Here is a 16,838-nt window from a genome sequence, read left to right on the forward strand (position 1 = left end):
GCGCAATAAACCAGCAGCAGGTTCGACCCTCCGGCCCTCGCCGGATTCGTCGAACCTGTCTGCACTCGTCTGTTCTCGATGAACCGTCGAAAACGTTTCCGCCGACACGTCGGCAAACTTCCTTACTGAATTTCCACAACCGCACCGGCCGCTTCCAGCTGCTTGCGAGCCGCTTCGGCTTCTTCCTTGCTCACATTTTCCTTTACCGGCTTCGGCACGCCGTCCACCAGATCCTTGGCTTCTTTCAGGCCCAGACCCGTCAGGGCGCGGACTTCCTTGATGACCTGAATCTTCTGGTCGCCGAACGACTTTAAAATCACGGTAAAGCTGGTCTTTTCTGCCGGGGCAGCGGCCGCCGCTCCACCGCCTGCCGCCGCAGGGCCGGCCACCATCACCGCACCGCCGGCGGCGGGCTCGATTCCGTGAACCTCTTTCAGATAATCCGCCAATTCCTTGGCCTGCAGCAGCGTTAAGCCGACAATCTTATCCCCCAGTTCCTTGATCTCCTGGCTGAATGTTCTCTCTGACATCGTTTCAAACTCCTGTATTTCCAGCGGCCACCGGTAGCGGGACTCCGCCGTCCCATTTAACCCGCTGGGCGGGACAACCGGTCGGCCAAACCTTCATTGATTTCATGCGTTCAGAAACGGCTTTTACGCCGCCTTTTCCTTTTTCTCGATCAGGCTCTTGATGCAGCCGGCAATCACGCCGCCCGGTCCCAGCATGGCGCCGACCGTCCGGCCCGCCGGTCCAAGAATGCTCTGAACCACCCGGCCCTGAAGCTCCCGACGATTGGGCATCTTGGCCAGTTCCGAAACGCCCGAAGCATCCAGCACACGGCCGTCCACAAAGGCACCCTTAAACTTCAGGACCTCCAGCTTCTTGGTCCACTCCACCAGCTCCTTGGCTACATCCACAACGCTGTCGCCGCCCCAGGCCAGCGTGCAGGGCCCTTCCTGAAACAGCTGCGCACCGGCCGCACGGCCCAGCGACTCCAGCGCCCGCCGCATCAGCGAATTTTTCACCACCATCAGATGGATGCCCTTCTCCAGCAGCGCTCCCCGAAGGCGGTTGTTGTCAATCCCGTTCAGTCCGATGGTCTGAAGCACCACAAAATCCGGCGCTTCGGACAATCGCCGTTCATACTCTTTCTGAATTAATCCCTTTACATAGTAGGTCATAATCGCTCCTCAGCATCAAACCGGCCCTCGGCCGGATGGATTCCCTTTTACTCAACCGCCAGCTGCACACTCGGACTCATCGTGGCGCTCAGGCAGACTTTCTTAATATAAGTGCCCTTCATCGAGGTCGGACGAAGCCGCTTGATATGGTTGATAAACGCATCGATGTTCTCGGCCAGCTTCGCTTCGTCAAAACTGAGCTTGCCGACGACCGCGTGCACATTTCCGCCCGCGTCGTTGCGAAACTCCACCTTGCCGGCCGTAAATTCCTTCACGGCCTGCACCACATCCGGTGTGACGGTCCCGTTCTTGGGCGAGGGCATCTTGCCCTGCGGTCCCAGCACCCGGCCAAGCTTGCCGACCTTGCCCATCACCTTCGGCGAGGCAATCGCCACGTCAAAATCCGTCCAGCCGTCCATCACCTTGGCGATCAGCTCATCCGCTCCGGCCTCCACAGCACCGGCCGCCTTAGCCGCCGCTGCATCCGACTCTTCACAGAACGCAATCACCCGGCGGGCCTTGCCGATGCCGTGCGGAAGACTCACCGCCCCGCGTACCGCCTGCTCGGCCTGCTTCGTATCAATCCCCAGGTGCATTGCAATTTCGACCGACTGGTCAAACTTGGTCGAGGCGAAACTCTTGAGCTTCTTGACCGCCTCCGCCAGCGGCAGCGGTGTCTGAACCGCCTTTTTGGCTTCGTTTTGATACCGTTTGCTTCGTTTTCTCATAGTTTTCCTCGCGAAAAAAAGGTTCGCTCCCACTGTCAAGCCGTGGTCCGCTTTTCAGTTATTCCGTATGTTTCGGGACAACCTCTGATGCCGCGCCCGCTCAGTCCACCACTTCCACACCCATACTGCGGGCTGTTCCCTCAATAATCTTCTCGGCCTTCTCCAGCGAGTAGGCATTCAGGTCTTTCATCTTGGTCTGGGCAATCTTGCGAATCTGCGCCCGCGTGACCTTGCCGACCTTTTCCTTGTTCGGAACGCCGCTGCCCTTGGCCAGTCCGGCCTCCTGTTTGAGAAGCACAGCCGCCGGCGGACTCTTGATGATAAACTCAAAACTCCGGTCCGTATAAACTGTTATCTCCACCGGAACGATTGTCCCGTTAAACTCCCGTGTCCGCTCGTTAAACTGAGAAACAAACTGACCGATATTCACGCCATGCTGACCGAGGGCCGGACCGATTGGAGGGGCCGGTGTGGCCTGTCCGCCCGGCGCCTGCAGCTTAATAACCGTTTTTACTTCTTTCGCCATAAATGCTTCCTGTTCTTCTCACTTTCCGGTTGTTCCCCCCTGTCCTGCCTTGAGGGGAAACACTCTCTTTGCTTTGTTCAGACCTTTTCAATCTGCCAGTATTCAATATCCAGCGGGGTGCTGCGGCCGAATATCGTCACAATCACCCGCACAATCCCCCGCTCGGTATCAATCGAATCCACCGTGCCTTCAAAGTTCTCAAACGCTCCTTCTCGAATCTTCACTACATCCCCTTTGGAGAATTCCACCTTGATATTCGGAACATCTTCGGGCTTGTCCGCTTCCTTGAGCATCTTGGCCACATCCGTGTCCCGCATCGGCGTCGGAACGCCTTCCGTCCCGATAAAATCCCCCACGCCCATCGTCTCTTTAATCACATACCACACATCATCCGGAATCCGCCCGTCTTCCTTGGGCTCCAGCTCCATAAACACATAGCCCGGATACAGCTTGCGCTTCTGCACACGCTGCTTGCCGCCCCGGATTCGCTTAATCTGTTCGGTCGGAACCAGAATCCGGCCCACAGAGCGAACCCCTTCTATCTTCAGCTTCCGCTCCAGTGCATCGCGGACCTGTTCTTCTTTATTCGAAGCAACTCGCAATACAAACCACTGCATCCATGGACCCTTTCCGGCTTGCCCGGTTAAAACAATCCAATCAAGCCGCCGAATATCCAGTTAAAAAACAAATCCACAACCGCCAGACCAATGGACATCAAAATCACCACCGTAATCACCACCATTGTGGAGACCGCAATTTCGTGGCGGGTGGACCAGCTGACCTTTTTAATCTCCCCTTCGGCCGCAATCAGAAAATCCGACACCGCCGGTTTGTTGATCACCCAGAACGTCAGCCAGCTCAGGACCACACAAACCGCCGCAGGCACCAGCGTCTGAACCAGAATCGACTGATTCGCCAGATGCTGATACAGCACCGCACATCCGATTAGAATCAGAACAAAAACCCCGATGCCGGTCCCCAGCCGCGTATACGTCGCCTGCCCGCGCTTGTAAATTCGATTGATGCTCATTGTTTTTCCTTTTTCGGCCTTCTATCCGTCTCCCTTCGGCCTTCGCCGAATGACAAAATCCTACAGGCCAGGAGGGATTTGAACCCCCAACCTGCGGTTTTGGAGACCGCTGCTCTGCCAATTGAGCTACTGGCCTTTCTCGAATCGCCCGTTCGCCTATTTGCGGCGAAGCTTATGCAGCGTGTGCTTCCGCTCCCGCTTGCAGAACTTCATCAGTTCGAGCTTCGGAGTCCCGCCCTGCACGTTGATTTCCGTTCGATAATTGCGGTCTCCGCACTCCTTGCATTCCAGCCAAACATATTCTCGTTTAATCGCCTTTGCCATAAAAACCTCGACACCCTCTGATTCTGCACGGCCTGCAAATCCGGGGCAAAAAAGGGAAAGAAGGTGCCGCATATAACTCGGCGGCACCCCCTGAATTCTTCTGTATCCTGCTACGCCAGAATCTTGGTCACCACACCGGCGCCGACAGTCCGGCCGCCTTCACGAATCGCAAAACGAAGCCCTTCTTCCATCGCAATCGGAGAGATAATCTCCACACTCATTTCGATGTTGTCGCCGGGCATGCACATCTCGACCGGCTTGCCTTCACGGCTCTTGATTTCCTTAATCGTTCCGGTCACGTCCGTCGTCCGGAAGAAGAACTGCGGACGATAGCCGGCAAAGAACGGCGTATGACGGCCGCCTTCCTCTTTCGTCAGCACGTACACTTCCGCGTTAAACTGCGTGTGCGGCGTAATCGTTCCCGGCTTGGCCAGAACCTGTCCGCGCTCCAGCTCCTTCTTTTCAACGCCCCGCAGCAGCAGACCGACGTTATCACCCGCCTGCCCTTCATCCAGCGTCTTGTTGAACATTTCCACACCCGTGACCGTCGTCTTGCGGGTTTCTTTGGCCAGACCGACGATTTCCACTTCATCACCGACCCGCACAACACCGCGCTCAATACGGCCGGTGCCGACGGTGCCGCGCCCCTTAATGCTGAACACATCTTCCACCGGCATCAGGAACGGCTTGTCGATTTCACGCTGCGGAATCGGAATATATTCATCCATCACCTTCAGAAGCTCAAGAATCGGCTTGCAGGCAGGATCATCCAGAGACTGAGCCCGCATCGCCTGGTTGGCCACACCCCGAATAATCGGCGTGTCATCACCCGGGAAGTTGTATTTGTTCAGAAGCTCGCGAAGCTCCATCTCCACCAAATCCAGCAGTTCCGGGTCATCCACCAAATCCACCTTGTTCAGGAAGACCACAATTCTCGGCACGTTTACCTGACGGGCCAGAAGAATATGCTCACGGGTCTGCGGCATCGGGCCGTCGCTGGCCGAAACCACCAGAATCGCCCCGTCCATCTGAGCAGCCCCCGTAATCATGTTCTTCACATAGTCCGCATGTCCCGGGCAGTCCACGTGGGCATAGTGGCGAGTTTCCGTTTCATATTCCACGTGAGCCGTAGCAATCGTCAGAATCTTCGTCTCGTCACGGCGGCCCTGCGATTCAGACGCCTTGGCAATATCATCATACGACTTAAACTTTGACCAGCCGCACAATTCGCAGACACGCGTAATCGCCGCTGTCAAGGTCGTCTTGCCGTGGTCTACATGTCCAATCGTTCCCACATTAATATGCGGTTTCTTTCGTTCAAATACTGCCTTCGCCATGTCTTGAGTCTCCTGTTTCTGAAGTCCTTTTTCCTGCTCAGGGAAGGATTCTTGAATCTCCCATTTTATTAATCACATTGACGTTTTATCATCTCCGGCCCGCAAGGACCAGCCCGACGCCGCCTCTGATGCAAACAACGCAGCATAAGGCCCCTTCGGCCAATGCCTGATTTTCCAGCTGCTGATGGGATTTGAACCCATGACCTCGTCCTTACCAAGGACGCGCTCTACCGGCTGAGCTACAGCAGCAAACCGGTTCCCTTCCAGCCCTTACCGAACTCGGTACAAAAAATAATCCTCTTGTTCCGGCCTGAAAAACCAATGACCAGACAAGAATCTTTAGACAATCTCTCTGTGTTAATGGTTTTTGTAAAAGGGAGAGTATATACAGAGCCAAATAGAAGTGCAAATACAAAAAACTAATTTTTTTTAAGATTTTTTCGCTTTTTTTCAAAATACAAGACAAGGCATATCTTTTTTCGCCTTTAGAGCGTAGAATTTGTTGCCGGCTTTTCTTCTCCCTTTGGATAATATTTTTCATACCACAATTGAATCTGCGATGACCATTCAGGATTATTCGGATAATTATTATACTTTTCTTTCAAGTTCTCAAGAAAACTCTTTTTTTCCTCCTCTTTTCCCTCAGATGCACTTAAATATTCTTCAATTATACCGGATATCGGATGTCCCCTTCCAACATCTCCTTTTCCCAAAGTCTCTTTCAAAATCGATTCCGTCAGATTCTTTTGCTGGGAAAACAAGGCAGCACGAAGCAACACAGGATTAACCGAATCCACAAACTCCGGACGAGGATTCCCCGCTTTAATCCTTTTTCCAATCTCTATTATTTGGGCATAATCTTTCCCTGCCTCCGCAAGTTTCAAAAGATTCGACCAAATCTCCTCCAACAGCTGCCCCGAAGACTCCGCCGTTGCTTTTTGTTCGGCCGTCTCCCATATCAAACGCGTCCGTTCCGGCAGAAATCCCCCTTCCGCCCCTTTTTTAGCCCAATAGATACAAACGTCCGCCGTCTGCCTTTGTAAAACAGCCCGAAATGCCTGCCAGGCACCATCCGATGTCCCGTTCCCTCCTGTATAGGCAGAGAGCCATTCAAGGTCTTCTTTGGTCCCAATTTGTCCGGCCAGTTCAAAAACCACTTGACGAATCCCGGAATTGGAATCCGACGCAAGCCCCTTTTCCTTAAAAATCCGGAAGGCCTCGTTTTTATCGATTCCTATCAACCCCGTCGCTGCTGCCAAGCGGACTTCAGGACTGTTTGTATCTGATACGGCCTCTATGAAAACCTGATGGAAAAGATGTCCTGCCGGCTCCCTCTGATACCCCTGTGCAGCCAACCGGGCCATAATCATCAGCAAATCGCCCGGCAAGGTTCCGCTTTTGCCGCCCGCAGCAGACTGACGATACCGTTCCACCAGCGATGTCAAATAGACCGTCGCCTGAAATGAATCCACCTGAACCCGCTCCAGCAGCTTGCGAAGAACCTCAGCACCCAATTTGGCCGCTGCCGGCTGCTCATTCTTCAAATATTGTAAAGACAATTCAAGCACTTCATTCGGCATTGACTCCGGCAGAGTGATATTCGAGCCGGGCGATAAGGCAAAGTAACAGGCCTCGCCCAATGCTTCAAAGAGAGCCATCGAAACCTGCGAATCTGTCTCCTTCTTATGCTGTTCCAGAAGTTTTTCCGCCGGGTTCAGGGCACTCATTGTTGTCAGCACGCGGGCCGCCTGGAAACGAACATCCCGATCGGAATCCCCGACAAGAGCCAAAAGCCGTTCCCGCAAAGACGGCTCGATGTCCCCGCTGAGTCGATTGATTTTCCGAAGTGCCCACAGCCGAATCGGTGCCAAATCCGAATTCAGACGTTCCAGCAAATATTTTCCGCGTACTTCCGGCGGCTGAATTTCAAATTCATTATCCAGCGCCGACAAATAAAGTCGCTGCCAGCGGTCCCGTTCCTCCTGAACCTCCCGGAGACGCATTTCCTGCCGAAGAAGCCGTTCTCGACGAATATCTTCAGGGCTTTTCTGGCGAAGCTGTTCTAAAATTGCCGTCCAAACCTGACGACCTGTCCCAATCGGAATCCCAAACGATTCCTGAAGGGAACGCTCGGCGGCCTGCTGAATTTCCGGATTCGAGTCATCCAGTAATTGAATCAAAAGCCGAAAGGCTTGCGGCTCTGTGCGAACCTGCAGCGCATAAATCCCCTTCAGACGTATCTTTAGATCCCGCTGACCGTCTTTTACGACAGAAGTCAACGGGGACTCAATATCGGAAAAACGATAGATTAAAAGTGCTTCAGCCGCCAGCTTCGATACCGCATCGTCCGCACCGATTAAAACCTCAATCAGCGGTTCGACAAAAAGTTCGGCGGGCACGACATTCGCCCCCAACCCCCGACTGCGAATCAGCGCCCGACAAACCGCCGCTCGAGCAGGAGAATTATCGGACGCTCGCAAGGCCTTTATCAAAACCTCCCGCCCTGCCGCATCCTGTCTTAACAGCAAACCAATCGCCGCATCAACCCGCACTTCATCGCTGCTGCCCTGCAAAAGGGCTTCGCTGTAAACACGAAGCTGACGACCCGACTCCTCTTGTGCACCCAAAAGAACCGTTCCGCCGGCCCCTCCTGCCCCCGCAGAATACCTCACATCCGATAGTGCAGCAGCCGCCGCCGACAGCACAACCACTACTCTGAACAAAACCTTTTGCACATGCAATCCTGCTTCTTGTCCCTTAGTGATTCTACTCCGAATTATTCTTCGGCTAAAACAGCTCTATCCTAACAGAAATCTCTATCCGGTCAAACGCTGTAAACAGAAATAGCGGCCCTATAAATGGACGATAAGCACGCCCTTTTTATTACTGAAAATCTGAAAAGATTGTTCAGCAAGACCGAAATGAAAAACAGCTTTCCTCTCCCCGCGCCTCCTGTGGGGAAAGATGTCTGTCGAAATCACTGCGGCTGGGGCGTTTGTTCCGGCAGCGGCTGCCCCGCCTTGCACGCCTCCAGCTGGGCGGTAAGATCCGCCACAATCTCCAGCATCTTCGCATAGGTCTGGCCGTGCGTCTCTTCCGTCTTCCGGGCCTGCTCCTGAAGGGCTTCAATCTCCTTCTTCAGCCGCTCAATCTCCCGCTCCTTTTCCTGAATCTGCTTTTTGAGCTGCAGATTTTCCTGTCCGACCAGCTGGGCCCTTCGATCGGTCTTTCGTCCGCTTTCCTGGCACCCTGTCCCCAGCATCAGCACCGCCAGCACTGCACAACAGACTCGAATTGGTGTGGCCATCCTGCACGCTCCGATTCAAAAAGATTCTTCCTGTCCGCAAACTCCAAAACACATTATACTCCCATTTGCCGCAGAATCAATCTGAACCCAAGAAAAGTCCCCTTGACGGACCTTCCTCTCGGCGATACGTTGGGTGAAAAACGGAGGAGTGCACAGACATGCGGCTTTTCCAACACCTCGTTCTGTCGGCCGTTTGGGCTCTTTGGACCTTTTTTTCGTCCGCTCAGGCACTGACCTTAACCATTCGGACCGATTCCCCCGGCAAACCCATCAGCCCGATGCTGTTCGGAATCTTTTTCGAAGACCTCAACTATGCCGCCGACGGGGGCTTATATGCAGAACTGGTTCAGAATCGCTCCTTTGAATATTCCGCCCTCGACAGACCCGACTGGAATGCCCTGACCGGCTGGCAGCTGCTCAAACGCGGCTCCGGCGACGGCACCGCCTATATCGGCGATGCCCGCCCGCTCGGTCCCAACAATTCCTGCTATCTGGAGCTTCACTGCCGCGCCGGGCGGGAAGGAAGCGCTGTCGGCCTGTCCAACAGCGGCTTCGACGGCATTGTCTTCAAGGCCGGCGAATCGTATGACTTTTCCGTCTTCGCCCGACAGCAGCCCGGCCGAAATTTCTCCTGGCAGGTCTGCCTCGAATCCCGCGACGGAACCATTTTGGACAGCCGCGACCTGCCGCCCCTGAGCCCCGACTGGAAACAGTATTCCGCCGTCCTGCATCCCAAAGAAACCACAGACAGCGGCCGAATCGTCCTCTGGATTCACGGAGACGGCGTCATCTATCTCGATATGGTCTCGCTGTTTCCGCAAAACACATTCAAAAACCGCAAAAACGGCCTCCGCCGCGACCTGGCGGAAATAATTGCCGACTTAAAACCCCGCTTCGTCCGCTTCCCCGGGGGCTGCCTGGTTCACGGCGACGGGCTCAGCAATCTTTACCGCTGGAAAGACACCATCGGCCCCGTGGAGCTGCGAAAAGCTCAAAAAAACATCTGGCGCTATCATCAAACCGTCGAACTGGGCTATTTTGAATACTTCCAATTCTGCGAGGACATCGGCGCTGAACCGGTTCCGGTCGTGGCCGCCGGCGTGTCCTGCCAAAACACCGACCGGTACTGGGGTGTCGGCCAGCAGGCCGTCCCCCTCGAGAAAATGCCCGAGTACATCCAGGAGGTACTGGACCTGATTGAATGAATGGGCCAACGGTGCTCCGGACTCGACCTGGGGCCGTCTGCGAGCCCAGGCCGGACATCCCGAACCCTTCCACCTCAAATATCTGGGCATCGGAAACGAAGATGCCATGACACCCGCTTTCCGTGAACGCTTCGAAATGCTCTATCGGGCCGTCAAAGCCAAATACCCCGACATTACTGTCATCGGCACCGTCGGGCCGAACCCCGAAGGATTCGACTATGAAGAAGGCTGGAAATTTGCCGACGCCCTCAACCTCGAAATGGTCGATGAACACGGCTACAAAGCCCCCCAATGGTTCTGGAGCAACCTGAAACGATATGACCGATACGACCGCGCCAAATCAAAAGTCTATTTGGGGGAATACGCCGCCCATGAACCCGACCGTCGAAACACCCTCCGTTCCGCCCTGGCCGAAGCCGCCTATATGACCGCCCTCGAACGAAACGGAGACCTGGTCCGAATGGCCTCTTATGCCCCCTTGCTCGGCAAACACGGAAATACCCAGTGGAACCCAAATCTTATCTATTTTACCAACACAGAGGTCCTTCGGACCGCCAACTACTACGTCCAGATGCTCTTCAGCAACCATACAGGCAACCGATACCTGCCGGCAGACCTCGACCAGATGCTGCCGGATGAAAAACGCTTCGCCTTCTCCGCTGTCCGAGACAGCCGAAACGGAGATATTCTTGTGAAAATGATCAATGGAGATGCTCAATCCCTTACGCTCACTCTGAATCTGCAGGGCCTGCCTCAAACGGAAACTGCGGCAATCCAGACCCTTCTGACCGCTGACACGCCGGATGCCTGCAATACCTTCCGCTCCCCGAACGACGTCGCCCCCAAAACCACCCCCGTAACCCTGCGTGACAAACAGTCCTTCACCGCCGCCCCCTATTCCCTGACGGTCCTTCGGATTCGAGGCAAAAACTGACAGGCCGATTTTCGCCGCCTGATTATTTCTGTCCGTAGTAGGCGTTCTTGCCGTGTTTGCGGAGGTAGTGCTTGTCCAGCAAAACGCGGGAAATCTCCAGCTGTTCCGGGTTCAGCTGCAGTGTTCCCAGAGCCATCTGCGCACACTGCTCCAGCACCACGGCGTTCTCCACCGCTTTTTCCGCATTCGGCCCCCAGGTAAACGGCCCGTGATTGGCCACCAGAACCGCCGGCACCTGCATCGGGTCCAGCCCGGCAAACCGCCGCACAATCACCTTGCCTGTATTCAGCTCATAATCCCCCTCAATCTCCTCCGGCTGCATCGGGTCCGTCACCGGCACCGGCCCGTAAAAATTATCCGCATGTGTTGTGCCGAAACAGGGGATTTCCCAGCAGGCCTGCGCCCAGATTGTCGCATAGAGCGAATGCGTATGGCAGATTCCGCCGACCTTCTCAAACCGCCGATACAATTCCAGATGAGTCGGCGTATCCGAGGAAGGCCGCAGCGAACCCTCCACGACCCGGCCTTCCAAATCCAGCGCCACCAGGTCCTCCGGACGCAGCGCATCGTAATCCACCCCGCTGGGCTTAATCAGCACAATCCCTTTGGCCCGGTCAATCCCGCTCACATTCCCCCAGCTGTAAATCACCAGATTGTGGATTTTCAGCTGGAGATTGGCCTGCCAGACCTGCTCTCGCAGTTCTTTGAGCATCATTGTTTGAGAACCTCTTCTTTAATCTTCAGCAGGTCTTTCATCACATTGTACAGCGACTGGTTGTATCCTTTGGTCCCGAAGGCATCATGCAGCTGCTTATAAAGCCCATAGAGCCGCTTATACACCGCATGATTTGCCGCAATGGGCTTGAAGGTCTTGGCCTTCACCCCGCACATCGCCTTCTGCGCCGAGGCAAAGTCGGGGTACGCCCCGCCCACAACCGCTCCGCAGATGGCCGCCCCCAGCGCACAGGTCTGGGGTGAACGGGAAATCTTCATCTCCCGGCCCGTCACATCGGCATAAATCTGCATAATCATCGGGTTTTTCTCGGAGATGCCGCCGCAGTTGATAATCTGCTCAATCTTCACGCCGTACTCTTCGAACCGGTTGATAATCGTCAGCGCCCCGAAGGCCGTCGCCTCGACCAGCGCCCGGTAAATCTCCTCCGGACGCGTATGAAGCGTCTGGCCCACCAGAAGTCCCGTCAGCCGCTGGTCCACCAGAATCGTCCGGTTGCCGTTGTTCCAGTCCAGTGCCAAAAGCCCCGATTGTCCGGGCTTGAGTTTGGAGGCCTTGGCCGTCAGCGCTGCATGGTCGCCTTCTTTCTTTCCGCCGGGCTGAATGTAGTTGACAAACCAGTTGAAAATATCGCCCACGGCGGACTGGCCCGCTTCCAGACCGAAATACCCCGGCAGAATCGAGCCGTCCACAATCCCGCAGATGCCCGGAATATCCGGCAGCTTTTCCGTATTCGGTGCTACCGCCATATCGCAGGTGCTCGTGCCGATGATTTTCACCAGCGTTCCCGGCCCGATGCCCGACCCGACACCGCCCAGATGCGCATCAAACGCCCCCATCGCCACCGGAATCCCCGGCTTTAAGCCCAGCCGTTTGGCCCACTCTTCCGTCAGGTCGCCCGCTTTCTGATCCACCGTCTGGGTCGTGGCCGTCAGGGTATCCCGAAGCGCCCCCAGTTTCGGGTCCAGTTTGGACAGAAACTCTTTGGCCGGATAGCCGCCCCAGGCCTCATTAAACATCGCCTTATGGCCTGCCGCACACCGGCACCGTTTCAGTTTGGACGGATGGTCCGTTCCTGTCAGCACCGCCGGAATCCAGTCTGCATGCTCCACCCACGTATAGGCCGCATCAAACACCTTCGGGTCCGTCCGCAGGCAGTGCAGAATCTTGCTGAAAAACCACTCCGACGAATACGTTCCGCCGCACTTGGCCAGATACTCCGGATGCTCCCGCGCCGCCAGTTCCGTAATCTCGGCCGCCTCTGCATAGCCCGTGTGGTCTTTCCACAGCCACACATAGGCATTCAGATTCTTCCTGAACTCCTTTTTCATCGCCAGCGGCACACCGTCCTTATCCACTGGAATCGGCGTCGAGCCGGTCGTATCCACTCCGATGCCTACAATCTGGTCAGCCCGGAATTTCTTGTCGTTCTTCCTGGCCTGAGCCAGAGACTTCTTAATCGTCACCTCCAGCCCTTCCAGATAGTCCGCCGGATTCTGCCGGGCCACATTGTGGTCTTTGCGGTCCAGCAGAATCCCCATCTCGCCGGACGGGTAGTTGTAAACCGCCGTGCCGACTTCCTTTCCGTTCGCCGTATTGACAATCACACACCGGACCGAATTGGTCCCGTAGTCCAAACCGATTGCATAGGCCATAACCAAACCCTCTCTCAAAGCACTCCCGATTACCAGAAATAGATATAGAACGCGACAATCACACCCAGAATAATCAGCGTGTGAATGACATCCCACTTATTCCAGCTGGCTCGTGTGGCGGCCTTTTCTTCCGGCGTAGCGGCATAGTACGTATACCGGATCTGCTGGGAAGACGGCGGCGGGGTCATCAGACTCACAAGAACCGTCACCGTCACACAAAGGACAAACAGAAATTCACAATAATGCAGCCAGTTGACATTGGCTGCCCAATACAGGAATGTGCCTTCCGTCAAATGGCCTTTCATTACATCCAGCGTCAGACGGAACATCCCGAGAACAAACCCGACCACCAGACCCCAGAAACCGCCCATCGCCGTGGCACGCTTCCAGAATACACCCATCACAAACGCCGCGGCTATCGCCGGAGCCAGCAGCCCCTGAACCGCCTGCAGATACCGGTAAAGCACATTCCCCATCCCCTTCATCACCGGAATCCAGACAATTCCGAGAATCACCACGGTAGCCGTCGCAATACGCCCGACTACCACCAGGTGCTTCTCGCTGGCATTCGGACGAAGCTTCTTGTAAAAATCGCCCACAAACAGCGCCGCCGAGGAGTTAAACAGCGAGGCCAGCGAACTCATCAGGGCCGCCAGCAGACCGCACACCACAAAGCCCTTAAACCCAATCGGCAGCAGCTGGGACACCAGCGTCGAAAAGGCCGCGTCCGCATCCGGCTTGCCCTCCGCCGTCAGCGGCATATTCAAAAGCCCTTTCTGCGTCAGAGCATACGCAATCATCCCGGGCACCAGGAAAATAAACACCGGCAGCAGCTTAAAATACCCCGCCAGAATCGTCCCGCGGCGGGCTTCCCGCTGGTTCTTGCCCGAAAGAACACGCTGGACGATATACTGGTCCGTGCACCAGTACCAGAACCCGATAATCATCGAACCGAAGAGCACGCCCGTCCACGGAAACTCCGGGTCCGAAGCCGGCCGAACCAGTTTCAGGTTCGGCCCGCAAATCCGCTCGACCTCACCCCAGCCGCCGACGCGCATCAGTCCGACAATCAGAATCACAATTGAACCAATCAGCAGAACCGGCGTCTGCAGAACCGATGTGTACATCACGGCCTTCATCCCGCCCATCACCGTGTACAAACCGGTAATCACGACCAGCCCGATGGCCGACACCCAGAACATATCCATCCCGCCGATCAGCGGCACATTGTCCGGAACGCGGGTGATCCCGAACACCGTCCCGAACACCACACCGCCGGAATACACCGTTACGGCCACCTTCGTCAGAACATAACTGACCAGTGAAATCAGCGACAGAATCGAACGCGAACCCGGCGAAAACCGATGCTCCAGATATTCCGGCATCGTAAAAATCTTAATCCGGTCATAAAACGGCACAAACACCCACCCGAGCACCAGAATCAGCCATGCATGCATCTCCCAGTGGGCCATCGCCATCCCGCTCACAAAGCCCACGCCCGACAGTCCGACCAGGTGCTCGGAGCCGATGTTCGAGGCAAAAATCGAAGAGCCGATGGATACCCAGCCCGCATTCCGGCCGGCCAGAAAATAATCCTGCGATGTTTCCTCTTTCTGCATCAGCACCCAGATAATAATCCCAATCAGCCCTGCAAAGAAAGCAATCAAAATGGTCGTATCCAGACCGCTCCAGGCGGATACGGCTAACAATCCTGTTTCCATAGCTGTCTCCTTTTGAGGGATTCCCTAAACCGATTCGTTATCGAGTCGAAAACTTGTGAATGGTTGTGGTCTGATACACCTGTCCCGGGCGAAGAACCGTGGACGGGAACTGGGCCTTGTTGGGCGAATCGGGAAAATGCTGCGTCTCCAGACAGAAGGCATACCGATGCTGATACACCTTGCCGCCCTTGCCGCGGATGGTACCGTCCAGGAAATTGCCCGCATAGAACTGAATCCCCGGCTCCACCGTCCAGATTTCCATCACACGCCCGCTGGTCGGCTCATAGACCTTCGCCGCCAGAGACATCTCGTTGCCCTTCTTGTCCAGCACCCAGTTGTGGTCATAGCCCTTGCCGTATTTCAGCTGGTCATAATCGGCATTGATGCGAGCCCCAATCGCCGTCGGTGTCGTAAAGTCCATCGGCGTGCCCTTCACCGGACGAATCTCTCCGGTCGGAATCAGCCCTTCATCCACCGGCGTAAAGAACGGTGCATTGATCATCAGCTCATGCCCCAAAATGTCTCCCTTGCCCTGACCGGCCAGATTGAAATACATATGATTGGTCAGGTTGCAAACCGTGGGCTTGTCCGTCGTCGCCTTATAATCAATCTGCAGCTGATTGTCATCCGTCAGCGTATAAATCACCGTCACCTTGAGTGTGCCCGGATACCCTTCCTCCATATCCTTGCTCACATAGGACAGTTCCACGCCCGCTGTATTCTTTGTTGTAAACGGCTTGGCCGTCCAAAGCCGCCGGTCAAATCCGTCCACTCCGCCGTGCAGATGATTCGCCCCGTCATTGGCCGCCAGTTTGTACTCCTTGCCGTCCAGCGTAAACTTCGCCTGTCCGATTCGGTTGCCGTACCGTCCGATGATGCACCCAAAATACGGATTGGTCTTGCGTTCCAGATATCCCTTCAGCTCATCATGACCGAGCAGAATATCCTCCAGTTTGCCGTTTCGGTCCGGCACATACAGCGCCACCACATGCCCGCCGTAGTTGGTTATCTTGGCCGTCATTCCGCTGCTGTTTTTCAGGATATACAGGTCCGCACTCCGCCCGTCCGGAAGAACGCCGAACGGCTCTTTCTGAACACTCATTCTTGCACTCTCCTTTCCTTGAAGCCGCCAAATCTGCCAATTGCAGGCCCCCGCAAAAAGCATCAATCCCGCTGTCAATCCAACCAGCCCATTCCGTTTCTTCATAGCGATTGTCTCCCTTCAATTCGTTAAGGATTTCTGGCAAATGCGTCGAGGGCAAACCGGAAAAGTGCGACCCTTCCCGCCAAGTCCGAAACAGACGACAACCCCCAACCGGTCCCGGCTTGCTGATATCGCAGGTTTCCGAAAGTCCTCTCCCAACCTCAAAACTCCCTGAAGACGACTGTCCTGTGTTCAACAATTAAAGAAATGAAGGTAAAAAATGCCCCCCTTCCTGTCAAGCATATTTTTCCCTGAACCTGGGGCTGCTTATAAGTCCGGAATCACCTCCGCCCAGAAAGCCCCCGTACTGCTGAGCTTAAAGACATAAATCAGCCCCGGACGCATTTGCCGATAGACCGCATTGCCGTAAACCGCACGGATCCCCAGCGATTCCAACCGCTTGGGCTGATTGGACAAACTCCAGATTTCCTGCCAAAACAGCTGCCGGTCTTTCATCGACAGTCTCCTGCAAATGGCTGCATAGGGGGCGGGCTCCGTCCCTTCCGTCTGAATCACAAATCCATCCTCCGGCCGCATCTTCTCCCCGTAAATCCGCCGCCAAAGCCCAATCGCCCGCTCCCGGCCGTCCATCACAAGCTGCTTATCAAAACAGACAATCAGCATGTCAAAATGGGCAATATCGCCCTCGATTTCGACCTCTTTGCGAAGAACCTGCTCGGACGCATCCTCCGACAGGGTCTGAACAAACAAAATCTTTGTAAAAAGCCTCCCGTCCCGCGTCTCCTGCTCCGTCACTTTGGCATACCCAACCTGCTGCTCAAACGCCAGATTAGCAAGGGCCTCCTGCAGCTGCTTATTTTCAGCGAGCAGATGCTGAATCGTCCGCTGTGTTTCTGTGGTCTTCCACCAATACACCCCGCTGGCTGCCAGTACCGCCCCCAATACCAAAATGCTTAAAAATCGTTTCATATCCCTTTTATCGTTTATCCCGA

18 protein-coding genes and 2 tRNA genes are annotated in these 16,838 nt (G+C 55.2%); 2 read left to right on the forward strand and 18 right to left on the reverse strand.

What is annotated here, in order from left to right; genetic code table 11:
• Positions 1 to 122: 122 nt before the first annotated feature.
• The 13 genes from rplL to PKY88_00425 all read right to left on the reverse strand — a co-directional run bounded on the left by rplL (position 123) and on the right by PKY88_00425 (position 8,433).
• The gene (gene rplL / locus PKY88_00365; protein ID HOQ03654.1) at positions 123 to 530 is read right to left on the reverse strand and encodes a 50S ribosomal protein L7/L12; all 408 of its coding nucleotides are present in this window, start codon (positions 528 to 530) and stop codon (positions 123 to 125) included.
• Positions 531 to 653: 123 nt separating this feature from the next.
• On the reverse strand, positions 654 to 1,181 hold the full coding sequence (gene rplJ, locus PKY88_00370; protein HOQ03655.1) for a 50S ribosomal protein L10: 528 nt from the start codon (positions 1,179 to 1,181) through the stop codon (positions 654 to 656).
• Between the two features lie 47 nt (positions 1,182 to 1,228).
• Positions 1,229 to 1,909, reverse strand: a complete 681-nt coding sequence (gene rplA / locus PKY88_00375; protein HOQ03656.1) for a 50S ribosomal protein L1 — start codon at positions 1,907 to 1,909, stop codon at positions 1,229 to 1,231.
• A 100-nt stretch (positions 1,910 to 2,009) separates the two neighbouring features.
• Positions 2,010 to 2,435, reverse strand: a complete 426-nt coding sequence (rplK, locus tag PKY88_00380) for a 50S ribosomal protein L11 (protein HOQ03657.1) — start codon at positions 2,433 to 2,435, stop codon at positions 2,010 to 2,012.
• A 77-nt stretch (positions 2,436 to 2,512) separates the two neighbouring features.
• Entirely contained in the window at positions 2,513 to 3,052 is a 540-nt protein-coding gene (gene nusG / locus PKY88_00385; GenBank protein ID HOQ03658.1) for a transcription termination/antitermination protein NusG, read from the reverse strand.
• A gap of 26 nt (positions 3,053 to 3,078) precedes the next feature.
• Positions 3,079 to 3,465, reverse strand: coding sequence for a preprotein translocase subunit SecE (gene secE, locus PKY88_00390; GenBank protein ID HOQ03659.1), 387 nt, complete (start codon positions 3,463 to 3,465; stop codon positions 3,079 to 3,081).
• 63 nt (positions 3,466 to 3,528) lie between these two features.
• Positions 3,529 to 3,601, reverse strand: a tRNA-Trp gene (locus tag PKY88_00395).
• Between the two features lie 20 nt (positions 3,602 to 3,621).
• A complete protein-coding gene (gene rpmG, locus PKY88_00400; GenBank protein ID HOQ03660.1) occupies positions 3,622 to 3,789 on the reverse strand; it encodes a 50S ribosomal protein L33 in 168 nt (55 codons plus the stop codon).
• A gap of 110 nt (positions 3,790 to 3,899) precedes the next feature.
• On the reverse strand, positions 3,900 to 5,126 hold the full coding sequence (gene tuf, locus PKY88_00405; protein ID HOQ03661.1) for an elongation factor Tu: 1,227 nt from the start codon (positions 5,124 to 5,126) through the stop codon (positions 3,900 to 3,902).
• 72 nt (positions 5,127 to 5,198) lie between these two features.
• Entirely contained in the window at positions 5,199 to 5,327 is a 129-nt protein-coding gene (locus PKY88_00410) for a hypothetical protein (protein ID HOQ03662.1), read from the reverse strand.
• Positions 5,303 to 5,375: transfer RNA gene (locus tag PKY88_00415), tRNA-Thr, on the reverse strand. The genes PKY88_00410 and PKY88_00415 overlap by 25 nt, the downstream gene beginning before the upstream one ends.
• 236 nt (positions 5,376 to 5,611) lie before the next feature.
• Positions 5,612 to 7,861 (reverse strand): hypothetical protein, encoded by a 2,250-nt coding sequence (locus tag PKY88_00420; protein ID HOQ03663.1) that lies wholly within the window; start codon positions 7,859 to 7,861, stop codon positions 5,612 to 5,614.
• Between the two features lie 242 nt (positions 7,862 to 8,103).
• Positions 8,104 to 8,433: a hypothetical protein gene (locus PKY88_00425; protein HOQ03664.1), complete on the reverse strand. Its 330-nt coding sequence runs from the start codon at positions 8,431 to 8,433 to the stop codon at positions 8,104 to 8,106.
• A gap of 158 nt (positions 8,434 to 8,591) precedes the next feature.
• Here PKY88_00425 and PKY88_00430 point away from each other — a divergent pair, with 158 nt between their 5' ends.
• Positions 8,592 to 9,638, forward strand: a complete 1,047-nt coding sequence (locus PKY88_00430) for a hypothetical protein (protein ID HOQ03665.1) — start codon at positions 8,592 to 8,594, stop codon at positions 9,636 to 9,638.
• A complete protein-coding gene (locus PKY88_00435) occupies positions 9,631 to 10,572 on the forward strand; it encodes an alpha-L-arabinofuranosidase C-terminal domain-containing protein (protein HOQ03666.1) in 942 nt (313 codons plus the stop codon). The genes PKY88_00430 and PKY88_00435 overlap by 8 nt, the downstream gene beginning before the upstream one ends.
• A 22-nt stretch (positions 10,573 to 10,594) precedes the next feature.
• Here PKY88_00435 and PKY88_00440 read toward each other — a convergent pair whose 3' ends face one another.
• The 5 genes from PKY88_00440 to PKY88_00460 form a co-directional block, all read right to left on the reverse strand.
• A complete protein-coding gene (locus PKY88_00440; protein ID HOQ03667.1) occupies positions 10,595 to 11,287 on the reverse strand; it encodes an L-ribulose-5-phosphate 4-epimerase in 693 nt (230 codons plus the stop codon).
• The gene (locus PKY88_00445; protein HOQ03668.1) at positions 11,284 to 12,960 is read right to left on the reverse strand and encodes a ribulokinase; all 1,677 of its coding nucleotides are present in this window, start codon (positions 12,958 to 12,960) and stop codon (positions 11,284 to 11,286) included. The genes PKY88_00440 and PKY88_00445 overlap by 4 nt, the downstream gene beginning before the upstream one ends.
• 29 nt (positions 12,961 to 12,989) lie before the next feature.
• Entirely contained in the window at positions 12,990 to 14,681 is a 1,692-nt protein-coding gene (locus PKY88_00450) for a sodium:solute symporter (protein ID HOQ03669.1), read from the reverse strand.
• A gap of 37 nt (positions 14,682 to 14,718) precedes the next feature.
• Entirely contained in the window at positions 14,719 to 15,888 is a 1,170-nt protein-coding gene (locus PKY88_00455; protein HOQ03670.1) for an aldose epimerase family protein, read from the reverse strand.
• A 264-nt stretch (positions 15,889 to 16,152) separates the two neighbouring features.
• Positions 16,153 to 16,815 (reverse strand): hypothetical protein, encoded by a 663-nt coding sequence (locus PKY88_00460; protein HOQ03671.1) that lies wholly within the window; start codon positions 16,813 to 16,815, stop codon positions 16,153 to 16,155.
• Positions 16,816 to 16,838 lie beyond the last annotated feature (23 nt).

It is taken from the genome of Anaerohalosphaeraceae bacterium (assembly GCA_035378985.1).
In the GTDB taxonomy this organism is placed as follows: domain Bacteria; phylum Planctomycetota; class Phycisphaerae; order Sedimentisphaerales; family Anaerohalosphaeraceae; genus JAHDQI01.

Bases quoted from the DNA above. Each gene is read 5' to 3' on its own strand.
- rplL (HOQ03654.1), bottom strand. From the start codon at position 530: ATGTCAGAGAGAACATTCAGCCAGGAGATCAAGGAACTGGGGGATAAG.
- rplJ (HOQ03655.1), bottom strand. From the start codon at position 1,181: ATGACCTACTATGTAAAGGGATTAATTCAGAAAGAGTATGAACGGCGA.
- rplA (HOQ03656.1), bottom strand. From the start codon at position 1,909: ATGAGAAAACGAAGCAAACGGTATCAAAACGAAGCCAAAAAGGCGGTT.
- rplK (HOQ03657.1), bottom strand. From the start codon at position 2,435: ATGGCGAAAGAAGTAAAAACGGTTATTAAGCTGCAGGCGCCGGGCGGA.
- nusG (HOQ03658.1), bottom strand. From the start codon at position 3,052: ATGCAGTGGTTTGTATTGCGAGTTGCTTCGAATAAAGAAGAACAGGTC.
- secE (HOQ03659.1), bottom strand. From the start codon at position 3,465: ATGAGCATCAATCGAATTTACAAGCGCGGGCAGGCGACGTATACGCGG.
- rpmG (HOQ03660.1), bottom strand. From the start codon at position 3,789: ATGGCAAAGGCGATTAAACGAGAATATGTTTGGCTGGAATGCAAGGAG.
- tuf (HOQ03661.1), bottom strand. From the start codon at position 5,126: ATGGCGAAGGCAGTATTTGAACGAAAGAAACCGCATATTAATGTGGGA.
- PKY88_00410 (HOQ03662.1), bottom strand. From the start codon at position 5,327: ATGGGTTCAAATCCCATCAGCAGCTGGAAAATCAGGCATTGGCCGAAG.
- PKY88_00425 (HOQ03664.1), bottom strand. From the start codon at position 8,433: ATGGCCACACCAATTCGAGTCTGTTGTGCAGTGCTGGCGGTGCTGATG.
- PKY88_00430 (HOQ03665.1), top strand. From the start codon at position 8,592: ATGCGGCTTTTCCAACACCTCGTTCTGTCGGCCGTTTGGGCTCTTTGG.
- PKY88_00440 (HOQ03667.1), bottom strand. From the start codon at position 11,287: ATGATGCTCAAAGAACTGCGAGAGCAGGTCTGGCAGGCCAATCTCCAG.
- PKY88_00445 (HOQ03668.1), bottom strand. From the start codon at position 12,960: ATGGCCTATGCAATCGGTTTGGACTACGGGACCAATTCGGTCCGGTGT.
- PKY88_00450 (HOQ03669.1), bottom strand. From the start codon at position 14,681: ATGGAAACAGGATTGTTAGCCGTATCCGCCTGGAGCGGTCTGGATACG.
- PKY88_00455 (HOQ03670.1), bottom strand. From the start codon at position 15,888: ATGAAGAAACGGAATGGGCTGGTTGGATTGACAGCGGGATTGATGCTT.
- PKY88_00460 (HOQ03671.1), bottom strand. From the start codon at position 16,815: ATGAAACGATTTTTAAGCATTTTGGTATTGGGGGCGGTACTGGCAGCC.